The sequence below is a fragment of the Bartonella sp. AA83SXKL genome (assembly GCF_042196965.1).
In the GTDB taxonomy this organism is placed as follows: domain Bacteria; phylum Pseudomonadota; class Alphaproteobacteria; order Rhizobiales; family Rhizobiaceae; genus Bartonella.
In genome coordinates this window covers 111820-131594 of the sequence record NZ_JBHIRG010000002.1, presented here as the reverse complement: position 1 = coordinate 131594, position 19775 = coordinate 111820, and the positions used below count along the sequence as shown (strand labels likewise).

Here is a 19775-nt window from a genome sequence, read left to right as displayed (position 1 = left end):
GAAAATAGATATTATGAAGTGATAAACTATGATATTGAAGCTTTTATAAACCAGAATAAAGTTAAAAACGGATTATCAGGGAAAAGTAGATAGTTTATGGCTCTGATTGAGATTTTTTTCATATTAAAATAATAACTCAGAATACCATAAGATCCTCTCATCATATATCTTTTCATATAAAAACACTTCCTTGCACGTCATAAGTGGGAGCGTATGGGGCAAAACACTTGAAGAAAGGAAGCCAAATGATATTTAATGAACATTCTAAGATGTGAGGCTGTCAAAACGTGGGGGACAACAAAATGTATGATGGATTCCACTTGTATCTTCAAAAGCTTAAAGCTGATGATCTATAATGGCTTGCTATTGTATCATTGACGTGCGCTGTCATAAAATAAAAGGAGTATATTTTGAGCAATATTTCTTAAAAAGTGCGTAATATGCAATATCATTATATTTTGTTTGGGGTACTTTATTCTTTATGAGGGGGATGTTCCCATTAAGAATGCGATAAACAAAAGCGTGAAACAATACCTAATCTTTATTATAAAAATAATATTGCCTTGAATTAAGAAGAACACCAATAATTGCAAGATGTTGTTTAGAATGATTTATTGTTCTTGCAAAAAAAATATACATATAATAATATATAGAGGTAGATGTGTTAACTGTGGGAGGGGAAAAGTTGGTTATGGGGCGTTTAAAAAACAAGGATATTGTTCATAAAAATTGGGGGAGAGGCTAGGTTATGCTTTTTAATTTTTTCCGGATCGGATACAACCTTCAAATTTTGTGAAGGTGTGTGATATTTAATATTTCAAAGTATTTTATTTCCAGTTTAATGAAAGTGTGGAGCAAATGTCCATATTGAATATATTCTCTGTGATACATTTAGATTGAACAAAAGCTTATTCAAAAAAAACATTGGTGCTAATCTTGTGACACAATTTCAGAAATCAATTGAATAAAATAGAACAAACTATCTGCATGTGAATAAAAACATAATGAAGCATGCAAAAAATTTGAAGCTAATTTTTAAAGTTTTAATACAAATGATAGCCAAAAGATAGAATTTCTTTGTTTAAAATATATGGTATAAAATATCGACGAGATAGATTTAAACTATTGAAAAAAATAAAAAAAGATAATGTTTAAGTCAGAAACTTTCTATGTGGATGATAAGTTATTACATTCAGTAATGGTTATATGAAATCCATAATAAGGAAAAATTTGAATAGTATTTATAAATTTTGCAACAAGATGCAAGATTTAAAAAATAATTATATAACAACAGCAAAGCAACAAAACAAGATATTAAGTAACATCAGATGAGGTAGTTAGATTATACATTAGAAGAGAAAGCATTAATACTAATGTTATGAAAAGCGTCTGGTGAATTTAGGTTATAAAATTGGAAGGAGTGAAGAGAGATAAAATACGTAAATAAGGATGGTGCAGTGGTTATGATGTACCAGTCAACAGCGGCAGCACATTTTAGTGCACAGAACGAGAAGTTGTTAGAAAAACTATGAAAATAATGGGGGATTTAAAATGTCTAATATTTACGATTGGTCTCTAAAGGCTGATGAAAATGCTTATTCAGATAGTATCATTAATTGGGCAGAAGGACAGCCGCCTAGTTCTGTTAATGATAGTGCACGGGCGATGATGCAGCGCGTGCGCGAATATCTTGCAGATAATGGTGGATCTATTAATTCAAGCTTTATAGTAAATTTGGAAGATAAAACAACATTAATTACCTTAAAGACAGTTTCGCCTATAAAAAAATACAACAATGATATCGTCATACGTTTTAAAGCTTGTGGTGTAAATATTGGCGTGACAACAATAACTGTTAATAATATAGGAGAAAAGCTTATCTATAAAGCCACTGATACGGGGGTTATACCATTAGAAGGTGGAGAATTTCAAACAGATGGCATTTATGAAATGGTATACAATAATGGTGTTTTAATAAAAGAGCATGAGGGTTGGTATTTATTAAACCCTACACCACCAAAGATAGAAAGTTTCCCCTCTGGATTCATTGCAACATTTGCTATGCAAAATGTGCCAAATGGTTGGCTTTTATGTGATGGTAAGGCCTATAAGCGTGAAGATTATCCGCAGTTATTCGAGGCAATAGGTGATAAATGGGGAAAAGACAGCAATAAAACTTTTAAAGTTCCTGATTTTAGAGGTATGTTTTTACGCGGCTTTGATAATGGTCGGGGTTTAGATGGTGGTAGAAAGTTTGCAGATGAACAACAAGATAGCATAAAATCACATACGCATATTGGGAGTATTGAAAACGCAGGCGAGCATGCGCATAATTTTGAGTATCAAGGGGTAGGATGGCCCGTTGGTGATATTGGGAGACTCCCGAATCATTATACTTATAATGCGACCCTGAAAGGGAGAACAGCTTCTGCTGGTGCACATACACACAAGGTAACTCTTTCCCATACGGGTGAGGCAGAAACGCGCCCTGTTAATACAACCGTTGTCTATGCTATAAAATCATGAGTATGTTTAAGTAATAATAATAATCTATACACCTTGATAATTTTGTTAACGCGGAGCAATTCCGCGTTATTTTCTATGCATATGAAAAGGAAATCTATATTGTTAATAGGATACTTGAGAGAGTCAAAAAACAATTTTAAAATGATTGAAAGAAAGAGTTAAGGATATAATTTATTATAAAAAAAAGAAAATCATAACTTTTTTATAATTGTACGATAACATAGGGAAAATGTGTAAAAATCATTTAAACTGTGCCGTGAAGAGATCTGGAGATATATTTTTTCATAAGGTGTTTTGATAGGGGAAGGTAATAAAATTATTCAACCTGAGGCATAAAAAAGTACAATATTTTTAGCGTTTTTTGTGCAAAAATAGCATACCCCTGTATGAGTTAATTCATCTTATAAAGATATTTTTCACCTTGTTGTCGATTTCATTTCTTTGCATTGCCATGGTAGGAGGCTTTATCTGTAAATGATAGTGTACCCCTTTGAGTGGAATCATCGTTATGCTTGTGAAGCAGCAGAGCAACGCTATTTCTATACTCTCTCCTCATCCCTATATTCCGTATTGTTTTTGCATTAGGGGGCTTACAAGAAGCGTTATTGAGTTTATTTTAAAGTTTTTATTCAATAGGTTAATTCTTTATGATATGCCAATAAACAATTTTTTAATAGAGAGAGAAAAGTAAAAATATCATTGTAAATCAATATTTATTTATAAAAAAAGCTAAAGTATATGTGTTATAAAGAAAACATTACCATTAAAGCTACAAATAAATCTTTTATGGAGGGGAGAAAGGTACTTGATTTCTATATAGTCCTTAGAAGATATAAATAATACACCCGTTATTATAACAAAGGCATTTGTATGTATTTCTTGAATCATTTTTATAAAGATAAAAGTGATAGAAAGAGTGGGAAAACGCATATTTATGTTGGATAAATTCGTATTATCTAACAGTTTGATAGCAAAACAAAACTTCACATGTTTTTAGTTACGTAAAATCTTGAAAGATTTTAAACTGGTAGTTTTTTCAAAAAATATCTTTAGGGTGCTTGGTCTTCTTTTTTAATGATAGATGACAAAAAGGAGTTCATATAAAAATAAAAAAGATTCTTGAATATTTGCGTGTTTTATTTTGCTATGGACTTTAGTTTTTAGATTGAAGCCGATAGCTTAGAGATCTAATTTCATAGGAGGATGTCGTTTGAGGGAGTATAAAAGGGATATCTTCTTTAGGTAATTCAGAAACGTTTAAAGAACAATGATAAACATTGCGGAGATTTTGTGTTGTCAAAACATTAGTTGCATTTCCTTCGCAATAAATCTTACCTTCCTTGAGCAAGATCATGTTATCTGCATAATGTGCCGCGAGATTGAGGTCATGAAGAACAGCAAGAACGCCGCCACCAGAATGAGCAAATTGTTTAGCAATATCCATAACGATGATTTGATGTTGAATATCGAGGCTAGCAATAGGTTCATCTAATATCATCCAGCGAGGAATCCCATTATGAACAGGTTTCCAGACTTGGCAAAGTACACGGGCAAGTTGCACTCTAGCTTGTTCTCCGCCTGATAATTGGTGATAATACAGGTTGCCATAATCAGAAAGGTCAACGCACTCTAAAGCTTTCTGGATAAGATTTTGCAATTCGGCTTTGGCAATGCTAAATTGGTTTACAGAAAGGCCAAGCCCTACAACTTCATGGACTAAGAATGGAAATACGAGCGTTGTTGATTGTGGTAGTACAGCGCGCATTTTTGCCATTACATGAGTTTTTGTTTGGCATACATTATAACCATTTAAGGTTATTTTTCCACTGTAAGGAATTTCACCACTCAGAGCTTTGATAAAAGTACTTTTTCCTGATCCATTAGGACCAATAATAATGGTAAAAGCACCACTTTTAGCTTGAAGATTAATGTGTTTAAGAATCTGCTTCTTTCCGCGCTGAACACAAATATTTGTCGCTTCAATCATGAAAAGTCTGTTCCTCGTTTGCATATAAGGATCCATAGAAAGAAAGGTGCACCAAAAAGTGCTGTTACAATCCCAATCGGCAATTCTGCGGGGGCAACAATTAAGCGTGCAAACATATCAGCAAAAATAAGTAATGCTGCTCCCAAGAGAGCAGAGCAAGGAATGAGATAGCGATGATCAGGACCAATGAGCTGACGTAAAATATGAGGAACAATAATACCAATAAAACCAATACCACCACTGACAGCAACAGCACTGCCGCACATAAGAGCAACAAGAGGAATAGCAATATTTTTGACGCGTTGAATATGGAAACCAATATGGCCAGCAACAGCTTCTCCAAGAGCAAGGGCATTAAGTGCTCGTGATAAAAAGGGAGAGAAAAGAAGACCAATAACGATAAAAGGGAGAACGAGCCATACTTTCAACCATGTAGCGCCCGCAAGAGAGCCCAGACTCCAAAAAGTGATATCACGCAGTTGTTGATCATTTGCGACAAAAATCAATGTTCCGACAACAGCACTGCTTAATGCACCAAGAGCAATACCAGCAAGCAGCATGGTTGCAATAGAGGTAAAGCTGTTATGCGTTGCTATTATGTAGAGAATAATCGTTGATAAAAGTCCACCAAAAAAAGCACCTATGATAACTTTATAAGGCTCTAGAAAAGGTGCAAAAGAAACAGGAAAAGCAATGCCGACAACAATTGCTAAGACTGCTCCAAGTCCAGCACCTGCTGATACACCTACAATTCCGGGATCTGCAAGAGGATTACGAAAAAGCCCTTGCATAAGAACACCGGAGACAGCTAAAGCTGCTCCAATCAATAATCCCAAGATAACACGGGGAAGCCTTATGTCGATGAGCACGAGGTAATCACGCGTTTTACTACTTACCGAAAAATCTTGTGTAAGCATCACATGGAGGAGATCAACGAAAGAAACCTTTGCTGCACCATTCAAGAGCCCACCAAAAATACTGAAAATAAGGAATATTATTAAGCTTAATAATAAAATCTTCCCCTGTTTTGAACGGTTTATTTTTTTACCTTCTTTTTCTTTAGGTAAATGCATCCTGGATGTACCGTCTACCATTTTTATCAGCTCTTACCGTTTTGATGTGCACCATAAAGTATCTCAATAAGCTCTCTTGATGCGTCTGCAGTACGTGGACCAAATCCCAAAAAATACATAGCATCCATCTGTTTTATGGCATGATTTTTCGCTGCAGTTGTTGCTTGAACTGCCGGTATGGCTAAAATCTTATCAATGCTGGTTGATCTTGCACTATGTTTTACAAGCAAAATAACATCAGGATCTGATTTCAATAATGCTTCGCCGTTGAGAAGTTTATATCCTTTATAATCGGTGATAGCATTGATAGCGCCTGAAAGTTTGATCATACTATCAGCTGCAGTACCTGTTCCAGATGCCATGACGCGTCCATTTTGCACAGAGAAAACAAAAAGAACACGCTTTGGTGTTGTTACTTTCGCCAAAAGCGCATCGTTGTCTAAAAAATTACGCTTCAATTTCTCAATTAACGCCGCGGCTTGCACTTCCCGATGAATGGCTTGACCAACGAGGCGAATCTTTTCTATCACATTTTCACGAGAGTAGTCTTCTGGTATAATCACCAGAGGTATCGATGTTTTTTTGAGAATATCAATTGTTGAAGCGGGACCACTTCCTTCAACAAGCAATATACCCTCTGGAGCAAGTGATAAAACACCCTCAGGTGAAAGAGCACGCATATATCCAAGCACAGGAAGCTTGAGCGCTTCTTGTGGGTAGACGCTTGTACTATCACGAGCGACAAGTTGATCTTGGGCTCCCAATGCATAGACAATTTCTGTAAGTGCTCCGCCGATAGAAACAATTCGAGCATTTTCAGGAAAACGCGTTGCAGGTTCAGCAATTACTTGTTTAGAAAAACAAGTAAGAGAGAGCAGTAAAAACGTAAGAAAAAGGTTTGATAACCTATGTAAAAGAGATATGAACATGTCTAACCTTATCTTATCTTAGTTACTGCTGTTTTCTTGGCATGATGGCAAACTATTCAATAAAGAACGCCAATCTTCACGTTCTTTTTGACCCTCCTTGCGTACGCCAAAGAATTGAATAACCATCTCATCATCTTTATCGAAAACTTCAAGTGAACTGACATAACCATCACGGGTAGGTTTGCGAACATGCCATACTCTAGCAATTCCGGACGTGAGTAAATGAAGGTCAAATCTTGGATCAAGAATATTAAGCCAAGGTCCCATTTGCTTAATATTTTTTACAGTCCCACTAAAAATTTGAATACACCCTTTATTCCCAACAAAACACATGATTGGCAGTTCTTGTTGTGCGACTTGGGTAAGCATTATTTCAACAGCATTTACCTGTAATTCATCGGAAAATTCATTACCAACATATTTTACAGCATGATGTCGATTAATTTTAAATTCGGAAATAATTTTGTGAAGTTGGTGTACATCTGTCATTTTCCGCCAACGATCCCGAAAACTCTCAATATCCAATTCTGTTATGTCACATTGGGCTGGAAGAGAAACGGGAAGAATGTTAAGAACAGGAGACTGATCTTCAAGAAGGAGCTTTTCAACAAGTTTATTCCACTCTTCGATATTTGTCATATCTTTAGAATAGACCTTTAAAATAGCAACGCCATGTTGATCAAAGAATTGCAGACTTTTTGTAGGTTTTCCAAGAATAACGACATCATATTCAAAACCGAACTTCCATTGTTTTGTAAAAATACGCAAATCAATTTCACCAAGTGTGATAGGAATATGTTCGTTTTGAACAATTTTTTCAAAACGTCCCGTTATTTCGTGAACAGCATATTCATTGCGAGTTAAGACCATGACGGTTCCAAGTCGAGGTGCATTTTCCAAGAGAGTAGCAACATCAGTTTGTAGCCTTTTTGCTTTTCCAATGGTACAATAAGCCGCAATAAGCTCTGCTTCAGATATACCAATCGAAACCGCAAAATCGCGGTTTCGCATTTCTTTTTTTTCTTCACGCAAACGAAGAATCATTTCAGCTGTATGTGCCATGAATTTACCTTATGTTACTTAACTCAAAAACTAACTTTCAAATTTTACAATTCCAAGGCAATAAATTAAATTCTTTTAAGAGTTCAATCTATCACAAAATAACACTCTATCGCCAACAGCTGAGCAATCAAAAAACGATAAAACAGAAAGAATTAAAACTTTTCTACCAAATCTTTGTAATTTAAAAGATGTTGAAAATAGAAACACAATAATTAATCCTTTTATCAATACGATTTTATTGACCGAATAATTAACAGAAGTGACTAAAACTTTTGTACAAACGACACCTTAAAGTTACGACCAGGCTGGCTATAATAATCTTTTGGTGTTGAACTTTTACCTGAAGGAAGTTCAGATACATTCCAATATTTTGTATTGAAAAGATTATAAACACCGGCTCTTAGAATAGGTCCCGTTTCACCGAATGGTTTCCACCACCCTGTCATATCAACGATATGATATCCTGGAATTTTTTGGTAATCAGATTCTCCGGCTACTTTGTCACGTTTAGCTGCCAAAGTAAGGATAATATCGCTTCCCCAAACCTCTTTTGCATATCCTAATCCGATAACTGCTTTCAAAGGAGGAATTGAGTTAAGATACTCCTTTTTATCAAGATCTTTTCCTTGTGAATAAGCAAGAGCAACATTGCTATGAAAACCATTTTTAAGAACTAAATGGGCTTTTGTCTCAACACCAAAAATTTGCACGTGAAAACGATTCATGTAATGCCGACGCGCAAATCTAAATTCCTCTGATGGACCTCTATCCTCAGTATCTATGAAATTCTTATATTGATTGAAAAAGGCATTGAAGGAACCACCGAAATTTACATTTCCATACCGTAGACCAACATCATACCCATTGCTTGTTTCTGGTTGAAGATCAGGATTCCCTTTCACATAATAAGCAGAAGGTTTGATATAAGAGACGTAAAGTTCTGAAATACGTGGTGCACGAAAAGCCTGTGCCCACTGAGCATAGAGCGTTACTTGATTACGAACATCCCACTCCACGCGTAATTTAGGAGAAAAGCGTGAGCCACTTCTTTCTGGAGGGAATTTATCAGAAATCAGTGCTTTCTCATAAGAAGGTGTTTTCTGAGGAACATATTTGTACCAATCATACCGGATTCCCGGTGTTACACGAAAACGATCATCAACCAACCCAATTTCATCTTCAAAAACAAAACCTAAATTGTAACCATTTGTGTCTGGTGAATCTGATCGATTAGCAGGAACAAAAAGACATCCCCGAGCGTATTCTTTTATATGACAATTGTCTTTACCTAACAAATAGTGATGAAATTTAGATGACGAAACATTTATTACAAACTTTAACGTATGGTTTATAGTGCCAAAATCCACTTTTTTAAGGGCATCAGCATTGAAACCATAATTGATATTACGCAAGAAATTATCTCTCAAATAATCTCCTTTGGGGGCTGAAACACGAACGCCTGTCATAACGTAACGACTTGATTGCCTTTGCCAATAAAGCTGCCCATTAAACGCATCAAGAACTGCATCACCATTACCATTATAATTATAAGAAAGAGAAAAGCGCTCACGAAGTTTATTATCCTGCTCATAAACCGAACCTGGAGCGTATCTTTTAGACGAATTTAATTCATGTGTGTTACTATTATGACCAAAACGCTCTGCGGTAAAACCAAGGCGGTGATTATCACTCAAATATTGATGAATTTTAAAAAGCAAGTTATTTTTATCAAAGTGAGAAGGGTTTTTGCGCGTGCGTTCTTCATACCCTTCTACTGTTCCCATATTTTTGCGCTCATGACCTTCTACATAAGATCCTTGAAAAAGTAAAAATGTCCGGTAATTACGCACAGCAAAAGTTTGATCGATGCGCCAGCTGTTATCAACAGAATTATAACCACCTTTTATAAGGCTTCCCCAATTCTTTTCTTCCACGATCAGGTCTTCAGGATCAAGAGTACGCAACGCAATGATTCCCCCTAAGGCGCCAGAACCATAAAGACTAGAATCTGATCCTTGAATAGTATCAAACGTAGAAAGAGCATTGAAATCAAAAGTTGTGTTTCCACCTCCACCACGGAATATATCATTAAACCATGGAAGAGAAATACCATCCATTGTCGTAAGAACACGGTTTGCATCTAAACCCCGAATAACGAAACTGTTATTTTCTGAGTTATAGGATACGGAAGGATTAAGACGACTCACATCATAAACATCAGTTATTTGTCTTTCATCAATATTCTTGTTGGTCTTACGATCAGTCAGAATGGTTATTGAATTTGAAGCATCTTCTATTTTTTTTCCTTTAATAAGGATTGGTTTAAGTTCAGTGACAGCACTTCCATCTTTATTTTGTGCAAAAACAAATGAAGGTATACAGACCGATAATGCACTTAAAATTACACAGCTTTTATAGATATTTTTTCGTCTTATTTGCATAACACATCATAACCCTTTTAACCATCCCCTCTCTGTTTTGAAATTTTTTTAATACAAAAAGGCTGGACTCACTGATTAAAACTTGCCAGCCAAGTAGGAATGATTTTGACAACGGCACAAAATCATTAGAAGACCATATTAAACATGACAAAATCAGTCAAGAAAAAAGTTGCAATTTCAAAATAGCCTGTTTTAATGAGATTGAACACCAATATTAAGCTTAAAATAGTGGCAGAAGAAACGATGAATTTTGCAAATACGAAACAATTATTAACTCTTTGGATTGGTGCATTTATTGGGGCTTTCTTTTTGCATGTATTATTAGCAGCACAGTTTTATTTTCAAAGTACTGGTATAAGTAATGGTTTGCTCTCGTCGGAGATTATGCTGAATTTTGTGCAAGAAACTGTATATCCGGATGTTGATACAGATTTGCCAGATATTCATAGAGAGTCGGATATTAATACAGAGCAAGAAGTATTACAGTCTGATCTCCTAGAGCAGGAGTCAGAAGGATTGGAATCCGTGGATGAAGTTCAATCGGAAGAACCTCAGCATATAGTAGAACAAGATGACTTAAAGCCTTTGGAAGAACCCCTACCTCAAAAAGTGGATCATAAAGCGTTTATCAAAAAAACAATACCGATGCCAAAGGCTGTAGTAAAGCGCTCCAATGCAAAGGCGGTACGTTCTTCTTCCATCAACAAGGGCGGTGGTACAGCAGGGCTTGAAGATATGTTGTTAATGGAGTGGTTAGCAAAGGTACAGTCACAATTAGAAAGGCAAAAAAATTATATTGTGGGACAGCGCACCAATCGTACAAAAGGAACGGTGAAGTTAGAATTTATGGTGCATGAGCAGGGGAGTATTTTTTCTAGTCGTGTAGCAGTCTCTGCTGGTGATCCGGAACTTGATCGATTAGCGATGGCAGCCCTTCAACGCGTTGGTTCTTTTCCACCACCACCACCATCAAAAGTGAATAAAACAATTAGAGTATCCCTAATATTTAGCTGATTTTTTATGCGGGGCGCTTTTCTTATAATATATTGATTTATAATGATTGTTTATAATTTTAATGAAAGTTCAAATATAATTTATTCGAATTTTTTTGATGTTGAATCAATCAAAACCATCTGCTTACTTATGATACAAGTTGAGGAGGAGCATGAATAAAAAACTTCTAAAAAGCAGTGAATATACTTCTTATGAGTGCTCTAAATGAAAGGGCTTTTGCAACATTGGGAGTTAAGGGATGATAGAGCTATAGGTTTTATTAATTAAAGGTTAATCGTGTCTAATCGATTTTTATACCATTCGTGAGAGGATTTTCGTAAGTACTTTTCAGATACACCGTTGTGAAATGGACTTAGAAACATTAAAATAAAACAATAATATAAATAAGAAAAACATACTATTTGGGGATGCTCTGTTTTGTGTAAAGGATGTGAGCTTATATGTAAAAATGAGAAAAAAGCAAAGATTCATCTTTATTATTAAAAGATATTGACATATTTAAAAGTCGTAAAACCGAATGAAAAGGGAAGGGGCAGAAGAGAATTGTTTGTCTTTAAGGCTTTCTAACTCAATGTGTCTCTCTTTCTGTTATCAGAGATAATCTAAACGATATACACAATAATGCGCCCCTATTGGGTATAGAAATATTGTAAGCAGAAAAAATAGTCTTAAAATAAGCTGTTTCACAAGATTTGAATATTGACTAATAAGCAACAGTAAAAGGATGAGCTATTTGTTTCACTCTTCTCTTATATTTGTAATCTCTATGATATTGTCATCTATGTTGAGAAGAAATGAATTATTTGTACTACCTGTTGATTTATAATGATAATTCATCATTTCGAATTTATTAATACTGAATCAATTAAAATTACTTTCTTATACGTCCTAAGAAAGTGGGTATGGTACTATTTAAAAAGGAATAAAAACACTTCTTATCAACGCTTTCAAATGCTATTTGGGAAGTTAAGGCATATTATTTCCGTCGACCAGAAAGCAAGTCGGTTTTTATATCTATTTTCCCAGTGAGTCTTGCTTTGTAGACACCATAATTTTCCATGACACGCATCACGTAATTACGTGTTTCTGTATAAGGAATACGTTCAATCCAATCAATGACGTTATCGAGAGATTGACCTCGAGGATCGCCATAACGTTTTATCCATTCATTGACTCGACGGGGACCCGCATTATAGCCAATAAGAGTTAGTATATAGGATCCATTAAAACGTTCCAATTGTTCATTGAGAAAATGGGTGCCTAATGTCACATTATAACGCGCATCACTGCTAAATCTTTTAGGAGACCATGCGATTGAGTATTTTTTTGCTAGTGCTTCTGCAGTTGTAGGAAGCAATTGGAGTATCCCTTGTGCACCTGCTTGTGATATGGCTGTTGGATTAAATTCGCTTTCTTTGTGTGCAATGGCATAGATAAGCGATTTTTCTTCTACAGAAATATGAGCAGAGTCTGGTATAGCTCCCAGAGGATGAGAGAGTGCTCCGACATTTTTTCCTAGGAAAGCAGCCATTTTTCCGATTCTGAGGCTGGTATAATAGTCACCATTTTTTTCTGCCATAACAGCCAGAAGAGCTAATTCACCGGGGCTTTCTATTTTTTTTCCGAGTTCTCTATAAAAAACTTTAGCAAACTCAGCATATCCAGCTTCTTCAAGACGTTGAATTGCTTTGATCGCTTTTCGTGCACTAAAATGTTGTCGCTCAGCGATTGTTGGTTTAGGAAAAGAGATATTAATTTTTTTTTGGTTGAGTCGCGCAGCGGCTAATTGACCATAATACGTTGCGCCAAAATGAGCGGCGCGATGAAAGTATTGCTGGGCATTTTGATGTTCTTTTAGCGCTTCTGCTGTTCGTCCCATCCAGTAATATCCACGTGATGCATAAAAAGGTAAAGAAGAGAGTTGAGGAATACGTGAAAAATGCTGCATTGCCAACTTAGGGTTATGAAGAAACCGTAGTGCATACCATCCTGCGTGAAATTCAGCATCGACGGCTAATGCAGATGTCATACCAGTGTGCCTTGCAACGAGTTGATAAGCTATTTGGGGTTTGTTTAAATCAAGCATTTCACGAGAAAGGGCGCGTTGCTCTTTCCACAATGATTGAGGGTTCATAAGATGGAATGCATCTTGTGATGTTTTCATCATGAGTGTTGCGGCTGCATCATATTGTTCTGTTCGCCGCAGATGGCGCATTCGAGCAAACTGGAAGAGAGGATCTTTTTTCCATGATCTCTCTACAGCTTTTAATTTTTGTGTAGCTCTAGGGTCATTTTTTTCAACGGCTACAAAAGCATCAAAAAGAGATTGAGCATGGGCTAATTTTGCAACGCGTGCCGCTGAATCAAAACGATGTGCATACAACATAAACTGCATGCGTTTTAAATGATCAATAGGTTTTAAGGCAGCACTTGCATTTTTAAGAACAAATACTTCTTCTTGTGCATTAAGCCGTGTTTTATGCCACCATGGTGCAATAATGTGTTGAGCACGGGTGATTTGTCCCGTTGCAATGAGTGCTTTAGCAAAGAGAGCCATGCCTTGTGCTGTAAGGGGGGGATGATGAGAAAATTTTTGGATAATGGCGTGTGTGATATTGGTTTCGTTAAGAAAAGCACGTTCAGCATTGCGTTGCATCGTTTCTATACCAGGCCATCCTTTTAGCATGTTAATTGCATTAGATATTTCAGAGCTTGGTATATTATTTTGCTTTGATAGTCCTAGCGCCCATGTCAAAATATAACGATCAAGGCTATGTTTTTCCATTGAATTACGAAGATTTATTGTTTTTGCAATATTGTTGTTTGCTAGTGCATCTAATCCAGCTTTTAGTTGCTGAAGTGTAGCAGTATTGTGTGATGTCGTGTGTATCTGTTGAAGAGATTCTTGAGCTTCTTTTGCGGTAAAGGGAGTAGGGCGAACCAAAGGGATTGGTACGTTTCCTTGCAAAAGGGGTGTTTGCGCGTATGCACTTGAAAATAAAATTCTTATTGCCAGTATAAGTGCAGTAAAGGTTGATACGAAAAGAGAGGTGGAAAATACACGCATAGAGAAAAGACCTTGAGACCTTGCTTTTTGTAAAAACTTAAGGATTTATAGAACACAAGCATGAAAAACGCGTTAATATAGACGGCTTATTTTAAAGAAATGTTCAACATTTAAGGAGGGACATTTTCATCTTATGGGGGCTTTTTTTGAAATTCATCTTGCTTCAATGATAGAGCAAGATTATGCTCTATTTAAAATTTATAAAAGGCGATTATAAAAAAAATAAAAGCAAACATTATAGGGAGTTTATCATGCTCAAGGGAGCTATAACTGCGCTTATCACACCGTTTGATAACAAGGGCGCGATTGATGAGAAGGCGTTTTGTGATTTTGTTGAATGGCAGATCACACAAGGGATTAACGGTGTAAGCCCTGTTGGGACAACAGGTGAATCAGCAACGTTAAGTCATGAAGAACATAAGCGGATTATAGAATTGTGTGTTGAGCAGGTTGCAAAGCGTGTTCCTGTTGTTGCTGGAGCGGGATCAAATAGCACAAGTGAGGCCGTAGAGCTTGCACAATACGCGCAAAAAGCTGGTGCAGATGCAGTTTTGGTTGTCACTCCCTATTATAATAGACCAAATCAATCTGGTTTATACAAGCACTTTTCTTCCATTGCCAAAGCTGTTTCTATTCCAATTATAATTTATAATATTCCTGGTCGTTCTATTATCGATATGGCTGTAGAAACGATGAAAGACCTTTATCAAGATTTTAACAATATCATTGGTGTTAAGGATGCAACGAGCAGAATTGAGCGCGTTAGTGAACAAGGTGAAAAGTGTGGAAAAGATTTTGTGCAGCTTTCCGGTGATGATTGTACGGCGTTAGGTTTTAATGCACATGGAGGTATGGGGTGTATTTCAGTTTCCTCTAATGTTGCTCCAAAGCTTTGTGCAGAGCTTCAAGCCGCTTGTTTTCGTGGTGATTATAAAACAGCACGAGAATTAAATGATCGCTTGATGCCTCTTAATCGTGCTGTATTTATTGAACCTAGTCCAGCAGGTATTAAATATGCTGCTGCAAAATTAGGATTTTGTGGTGATACTGTGCGTTCTCCTATTGTTCCATTAACAGAAAGAACAAAGAAGATTATTGATGCAGCCCTCAGTCATGCTGGTCTTTTAAAAGCATAAAATGATATTGACAAAGCCATGAATAAAAAAAAGAACGCGCCCGTACGGAAAATAATTGCTGACAATCGTAAAGCACGTTTTAATTTTGAAATCCTTAATAATCTCGAGGCTGGTCTTGTCCTTCAGGGAGCGGAAGTGAAGTCCTTACGTTCTAATCATGCCAATATTGCTGAAAGCTATGCGAGTTTTGAGAATGGGGAATTATGGTTAGTAAACAGCTATATTCCTGAATATACGCAGGCTAATCGTTTTAATCATGAACCACGACGTTTGCGCAAATTATTACTTTCAAAACGTGAGATGGCACGTTTTTTTAATGCAACGTCTCGTGAAGGAATGACACTTGTTCCTCTCAAACTTTATTTTAATGAACGAGGGCGCGTTAAGTTGGAGATCGCTCTAGCGCGAGGGAAAAAGCTTCATGATAAGCGCGAAACGGAAAAAAAACGCGATTGGGGACGTGAAAAAGCAAGACTTTTAAAAAGGTATGGCTAATGGATGCGATCTAGATATTCTTTATTCATAGCGCTGTTTAAAACAGTTTTAGCATTGATCTAAGTATGTTTTTGCTGCTTGAAAGATTTGATGAAACATGGCGTCTGTCAAACGTCCAGTATTTGTATTATAACGAGAACAGTGATAGCTCGAAAAGATGCGTAATCTGCCGATGTTATTGATTTCGCCGTGTCCAAAAGGGTGAGCTAAAACTTTTGCATTAAGGGCACGTATCGTTGAATGGTGCGCAATGGTGCCTAAGGTAATAACGGCTTTAAGTTTGGGAAGATTTGTTAAAAGAGGTGAGAAGAAATAGCGGCACGTGTTAATTTCTGCACCGGTGGGTTTATTTTCTGGTGGAACACAACGAACAGAGTTAACAATTGCTGCATCAATAAGTTCAAGAGTATCGTCTGCTCTTTCTTCAAAGGTTCCTTGGGCAAAACCAAACTTTTTTAGAGTTGAATAAAGTAAGTGCCCAGCATAATCACCAGTAAATGGACGTCCAGTTCGATTTGCTCCGCGTAATCCAGGAGCAAGCCCAACAATAAGAAGGCGTGTTGTATCTGGCCCTTTATAAGGAAAGAATGGGCGCACCGGTGCGTTATACCAACTTGGTTCTTTTGCACGCCAGCCAGCGATAAATTGATGAAGCCTCGGACATAAATTGCAATTTTTGGGTGGTTCTGGGCACAGTGATGTTAATTGGCTATTCATGGTGTTAGGCATCAATCGTTTTTCTATTTTTTGAGTCTTTATAGCGTATATGACGGGTTATGTTTTGATAAACAATCTATAATGAATATAAATAAACTTTTTAGAAGAAAGTTTAATATAAACTTATTGCTCATTATTGTGTAAAGAGAGGTCATTTTTCAGTAATTTATTCGATGAATAAGAGTGCGATACACATGACGTTCAAAGAAAAAAGTTCTCTCTTTAGATGAAGATATTATCATAAAAAGTATGTATAAGGCTGTTGTTATTGCAAAGGGTTTAAACAGCAGGTATTCCTTTTAAAAGGATAAGGACTCCAGACAAGTATTTTGTCAAGAAAGACCTCCCTTTGTTTGAAGTCAATCTATTGGAATGCTTTTAAAAGAAATTTTGATAACGAGCATGGATAGGTTATACATTTTTATAAATTTTCCAAGATTTTTTTTAAATAAGTTCTTTAATCAAAAAATATAAAAGTTTGTGTTGTTTTTCTTGTGTTTTATTTTGATTATTGTATATACTCCTTTATCCGCTATTATTTTTTTATTTGAGAAAGAGGCATAAATGGCCCGCGTAACGGTAGAAGATTGTATTGATAAAGTTGACAACCGCTTTGAATTGGTACTTTTAGCAGGTCATCGGGCGCGTCAGATTTCACAAGGAGCGCAGATTACGGTTGATCGTGATAATGATAAAAATCCAGTTGTTGCTTTGCGTGAAATAGCAGAAGAAACATTGTCGCCTGCTGATTTAAAGGAAGACCTTATTCATTCGCTGCAAAAGCATGTGGAAGTAGATGAGCCAGAAATGGCAAGTGGATTTATTACCCATTCAGGTGAAGCTGAAAGTGTTTTTAATACGTCGTCGCAAGAAGAAGGTACTTCATTTGATCATATGTCAGAAGAAGAGCTTTTAGCGGGTATTGAAGGTTTGGTTGTTCCAGAAAAAAGTGACGATTATTAATTGCAGCAATTTATGTTAGAGGGGTAAAGATACTTTGTCATGTGAGGAGCAATTATTTTTCGTGTCTTTTATTAATAGGACGTGTTCAATAAAGATTAGGGGTGTGAAAAGATAAAGGATATGCTCGTATGATGCGTCAGTGTGAGCTTGTTGGACGTGTTCAACGTTACAAGTCTGACGTAGATGAGGCTCTTTTAAACAGGGCCTATGATTATGCAATGAAAAAGCATGCACATCAAAAGCGTGCGTCAGGTGATCTTTATTTTTCTCATCCTTTAGAAGTTGCTGCTATTTTGACAGATATGCGGTTGGACGAGGCAACGATTGCTGTTGCTCTTTTGCATGATACAATTGAAGATACAAGCGCTACACGAGCAGAAATTGATCAGCTTTTTGGTTCTGAAATTGGAAAGTTGGTTGAGGGGCTTACAAAGCTTAATAAGCTTGATCTTGTATCAAAGAAAGCCGTACAAGCAGAAAATCTTCGTAAACTTCTTATAGCTATTTCTGATGATGTTCGTGTTCTTTTAGTCAAACTTGCTGATCGTCTTCATAATATGCGTACCCTTGGTGTTATGCGTGATGATAAACGTCGGCGAATTGCTGAGGAGACGATGGATATCTATGCGCCACTTGCAGGTCGTATGGGTATGCAGGATATGCGTGAGGAATTAGAGGATCTCTCTTTCTTTTATTTAAATCCAGAAGGTTATCGTACGATTACCAATCGACTTTCTGAATTATTGAAACACAACCGTGATTTGCTTTCCACAATTGAAAATGAATTGACAAAACTTTTTTTCGAGCATGGCATTAAAGCAGATGTTAAAAGCCGTCAGAAAAAATCTTATTCAGTCTTTCGCAAAATGGAAAGTAAAGCATTATCTTTTGAACAATTATCGGATATTTTTGGATTTCGTGTGATTGTTGAGTCCGTGAATGATTGTTATCGTGCTCTTGGTGTCATTCATACGACATGGCCAATGGTTCCTGGTCGTTTTAAAGATTATATCTCTATACCAAAGCAAAATGATTATCGTTCTATTCATACAACAATTGTTGGTCCTTCAAGACAACGTGTTGAGTTGCAAATTAGAACGGCTGCTATGGATGAAGTTGCTGAATATGGGGTTGCTGCTCATTCCATATATAAAGAGCACGGTTCCAATTATTCGACTGTGAAGTTATCAAGTGAAACGAATGCCTATGCATGGTTGCGTCAAACGATACAATCTTTGTCTGATGGAGATAATCCAGAAGAGTTTTTAGAACATACAAAACTTGAGCTTTTTCAAGACCAAGTTTTTTGTTTTACGCCGAAAGGTCGATTAATTGCTTTTCCTAAAGGAGCTACGCCTATTGATTTTGCTTATGCCGTCCATACAGATATCGGTGATTCTTGTGTTGGTGTAAAAATCAATGGTCGTATTATGCCTTTAATGACCAAATTAAAAAATGGTGATGAGGTTGATATTATTCGCTCACACGCTCAAATTCCGCCAGCAGCATGGGAATTTCTTGTTGTCACGGGTAAAGCACGTTCAGCTATTCGACGAGCAAGTCGTGCAGCGGTACGTAAACAATATTCGGGTTTAGGATATCGTATTCTAGAGCGTTCATTTGAATATATGGGAAAGCAATTTTCAAAAGACCTTTTGAAGAAAGTTTTGCCACGTTTAGCACGTAAAGATGTAGAGGATGTATTGGCTGCTGTTGGGCGTGGAGAGCTGTTTTCCGCTGATGTGATTAAAGCGGTTTATCCTGATTATCAAGATCACCGTGTGGTACAAAAGTCATCTTTTAAGCCTGGGGAAGAAGGTTGGTTTAATATTGAAAATGCTCAAGGTATGATTTTTAAAGTTCCAGAAAATGAAAAGAATGCAATGGTCGAGAATCATCAATCTAAAGCCTTGCCTATTAGAGGAACCCGTGGAGATATACCCGTACGTTTTTCACCGGAAGGAGCAGTACCTGGAGATCGGATTGTTGGTATTATGCAGCCAGGAGCTGGGATTGTTATTTATCCAATACAGTCTTCAGCTTTGATGGCGTATGATGATCAGCCAGAACGATGGATTGATGTCCGCTGGGATATTGATGCCCAAATGAATGAACGTTTTCCTGCACGGATGAATATTTTAGTTGTAAATAGTCCTGGTTCTTTGGCTGAAATTACACAAATAATTTCTGCTAACGATGCCAATATCCAAAATTTATCTTTTATCCGTACAGCACCAGATTTTACAGAAATTATGATTGATTTGGAAGTGTGGGATTTAAAACATTTGAATCGTATTTTTTCTCAGTTAAAAAAGGCAGGTTCAGTAAGTACAGTACGGCGGGTTCATGGATAAAAAGAAAGATT

Annotated in this window: 13 protein-coding genes; 6 read left to right on the top strand and 7 right to left on the bottom strand. The window is 36.5% G+C overall.

The window, feature by feature from the left end:
• The first annotated feature begins 1551 nt into the window (after window positions 1-1551).
• Window positions 1552-2526 (top strand): tail fiber protein, encoded by a 975-nt coding sequence (locus tag ACFINO_RS01785; RefSeq protein WP_375611203.1) that lies wholly within the window; start codon window positions 1552-1554, stop codon window positions 2524-2526.
• Between the two features lie 1153 nt (window positions 2527-3679).
• Here the strand turns inward: ACFINO_RS01785 and ACFINO_RS01780 are convergent.
• The 5 genes from ACFINO_RS01780 to ACFINO_RS01760 all read right to left on the bottom strand — a co-directional run bounded on the left by ACFINO_RS01780 (window position 3680) and on the right by ACFINO_RS01760 (window position 10018).
• A complete protein-coding gene (locus tag ACFINO_RS01780) occupies window positions 3680-4513 on the bottom strand; it encodes a heme ABC transporter ATP-binding protein (RefSeq protein ID WP_375634176.1) in 834 nt (277 codons plus the stop codon).
• Window positions 4510-5607, bottom strand: a complete 1098-nt coding sequence (locus ACFINO_RS01775; protein WP_375617630.1) for a FecCD family ABC transporter permease — start codon at window positions 5605-5607, stop codon at window positions 4510-4512. Before ACFINO_RS01775 ends, ACFINO_RS01780 begins: the two co-directional genes overlap by 4 nt.
• A 5-nt stretch (window positions 5608-5612) precedes the next feature.
• Window positions 5613-6515, bottom strand: coding sequence for a hemin ABC transporter substrate-binding protein (locus ACFINO_RS01770; RefSeq protein WP_375654952.1), 903 nt, complete (start codon window positions 6513-6515; stop codon window positions 5613-5615).
• An 18-nt stretch (window positions 6516-6533) separates the two neighbouring features.
• Window positions 6534-7577 carry a hemin-degrading factor gene (locus tag ACFINO_RS01765; RefSeq protein ID WP_375654951.1) on the bottom strand — a complete coding sequence of 348 codons (1044 nt, stop codon included), beginning with the start codon at window positions 7575-7577 and terminating at the stop codon, window positions 6534-6536.
• Window positions 7578-7840: 263 nt separating this feature from the next.
• A complete protein-coding gene (locus ACFINO_RS01760) occupies window positions 7841-10018 on the bottom strand; it encodes a TonB-dependent hemoglobin/transferrin/lactoferrin family receptor (protein WP_375654950.1) in 2178 nt (725 codons plus the stop codon).
• A 243-nt stretch (window positions 10019-10261) separates the two neighbouring features.
• Between ACFINO_RS01760 and ACFINO_RS01755 the strand changes: the two genes are divergently transcribed.
• A complete protein-coding gene (locus ACFINO_RS01755; protein ID WP_375654949.1) occupies window positions 10262-11032 on the top strand; it encodes an energy transducer TonB in 771 nt (256 codons plus the stop codon).
• 976 nt (window positions 11033-12008) lie between these two features.
• On the opposite strand, the gene ACFINO_RS01750 is transcribed toward ACFINO_RS01755, so the two are convergent.
• Window positions 12009-14099: a lytic transglycosylase domain-containing protein gene (locus tag ACFINO_RS01750; RefSeq protein ID WP_375654948.1), complete on the bottom strand. Its 2091-nt coding sequence runs from the start codon at window positions 14097-14099 to the stop codon at window positions 12009-12011.
• 251 nt (window positions 14100-14350) lie between these two features.
• Here ACFINO_RS01750 and dapA point away from each other — a divergent pair, with 251 nt between their 5' ends.
• Both dapA and smpB read left to right on the top strand, forming a co-directional pair.
• Window positions 14351-15235, top strand: a complete 885-nt coding sequence (gene dapA, locus ACFINO_RS01745) for a 4-hydroxy-tetrahydrodipicolinate synthase (RefSeq protein WP_375612952.1) — start codon at window positions 14351-14353, stop codon at window positions 15233-15235.
• 18 nt (window positions 15236-15253) lie between these two features.
• A complete protein-coding gene (gene smpB, locus ACFINO_RS01740) occupies window positions 15254-15730 on the top strand; it encodes an SsrA-binding protein SmpB (protein ID WP_012231306.1) in 477 nt (158 codons plus the stop codon).
• A gap of 48 nt (window positions 15731-15778) precedes the next feature.
• Here the strand turns inward: smpB and ACFINO_RS01735 are convergent, their stop codons facing one another.
• A complete protein-coding gene (locus ACFINO_RS01735; RefSeq protein ID WP_375654983.1) occupies window positions 15779-16447 on the bottom strand; it encodes a uracil-DNA glycosylase in 669 nt (222 codons plus the stop codon).
• 564 nt (window positions 16448-17011) lie between these two features.
• Here ACFINO_RS01735 and rpoZ point away from each other — a divergent pair.
• Both rpoZ and ACFINO_RS01725 read left to right on the top strand, forming a co-directional pair.
• On the top strand, window positions 17012-17410 hold the full coding sequence (gene rpoZ, locus ACFINO_RS01730) for a DNA-directed RNA polymerase subunit omega (RefSeq protein WP_375617635.1): 399 nt from the start codon (window positions 17012-17014) through the stop codon (window positions 17408-17410).
• 128 nt (window positions 17411-17538) lie between these two features.
• A complete protein-coding gene (locus ACFINO_RS01725) occupies window positions 17539-19764 on the top strand; it encodes a RelA/SpoT family protein (RefSeq protein WP_375654947.1) in 2226 nt (741 codons plus the stop codon).
• The last annotated feature ends 11 nt before the right edge of the window (window positions 19765-19775 follow it).

What these genes read in the sequence shown, in the direction of transcription:
- ACFINO_RS01785 (WP_375611203.1), top strand. Translation starts at nt 1,552, where the DNA reads ATGTCTAATATTTACGATTGGTCTCTAAAGGCTGATGAAAATGCTTAT.
- ACFINO_RS01780 (WP_375634176.1), bottom strand. Translation starts at nt 4,513, where the DNA reads ATGATTGAAGCGACAAATATTTGTGTTCAGCGCGGAAAGAAGCAGATT.
- ACFINO_RS01775 (WP_375617630.1), bottom strand. Translation starts at nt 5,607, where the DNA reads ATGGTAGACGGTACATCCAGGATGCATTTACCTAAAGAAAAAGAAGGT.
- ACFINO_RS01770 (WP_375654952.1), bottom strand. Translation starts at nt 6,515, where the DNA reads ATGTTCATATCTCTTTTACATAGGTTATCAAACCTTTTTCTTACGTTT.
- ACFINO_RS01765 (WP_375654951.1), bottom strand. Translation starts at nt 7,577, where the DNA reads ATGGCACATACAGCTGAAATGATTCTTCGTTTGCGTGAAGAAAAAAAA.
- ACFINO_RS01760 (WP_375654950.1), bottom strand. Translation starts at nt 10,018, where the DNA reads ATGCAAATAAGACGAAAAAATATCTATAAAAGCTGTGTAATTTTAAGT.
- ACFINO_RS01755 (WP_375654949.1), top strand. Translation starts at nt 10,262, where the DNA reads ATGAATTTTGCAAATACGAAACAATTATTAACTCTTTGGATTGGTGCA.
- ACFINO_RS01750 (WP_375654948.1), bottom strand. Translation starts at nt 14,099, where the DNA reads ATGCGTGTATTTTCCACCTCTCTTTTCGTATCAACCTTTACTGCACTT.
- dapA (WP_375612952.1), top strand. Translation starts at nt 14,351, where the DNA reads ATGCTCAAGGGAGCTATAACTGCGCTTATCACACCGTTTGATAACAAG.
- smpB (WP_012231306.1), top strand. Translation starts at nt 15,254, where the DNA reads ATGAATAAAAAAAAGAACGCGCCCGTACGGAAAATAATTGCTGACAAT.
- ACFINO_RS01735 (WP_375654983.1), bottom strand. Translation starts at nt 16,447, where the DNA reads ATGAATAGCCAATTAACATCACTGTGCCCAGAACCACCCAAAAATTGC.
- rpoZ (WP_375617635.1), top strand. Translation starts at nt 17,012, where the DNA reads ATGGCCCGCGTAACGGTAGAAGATTGTATTGATAAAGTTGACAACCGC.
- ACFINO_RS01725 (WP_375654947.1), top strand. Translation starts at nt 17,539, where the DNA reads ATGATGCGTCAGTGTGAGCTTGTTGGACGTGTTCAACGTTACAAGTCT.